Genomic DNA, 267 nt, shown 5'->3' with positions numbered 1-267 from the left:
GAAAATGCAGAAATCACAGGAGTGGCTTTTGAAGGTGATACTTTTATTTATGACGGAGCTGCGCACAGCATTTTTGTTACAGGACTTCCTGAGGGAGCGACAGTAAAGTATGCCGATAATGGGCAAATTAATGCAGGTACTTATACGGTGACTGCAACAGTGAGCCAGGACAACTATAATGATAAAGTACTGACTGCAGATCTTGTTATCGAAAAAGCCGAAGCTGTAATCACCGCTGAAGCTGTTCAGACCTTTACCTACGACGGT

At 43.4% G+C, this 267-nt stretch carries 1 protein-coding gene; it reads left to right on the top strand.

Annotated elements, in window-relative coordinates; translation table 11 throughout:
- The coding region (locus tag RM549_RS19470; RefSeq protein ID WP_311687790.1) for an MBG domain-containing protein at positions 1 to 267 on the top strand (267 nt) is incomplete at both ends.

Origin of the sequence: Autumnicola patrickiae, from assembly GCF_031846525.1 — a bacterium.
Taxonomy (GTDB): Bacteria; Bacteroidota; Bacteroidia; order Flavobacteriales; family Flavobacteriaceae; genus Autumnicola; species Autumnicola patrickiae.
Note: the sequence above shows the minus strand (reverse complement) of the source record. Positions and strands in the feature narration are given on the sequence as shown.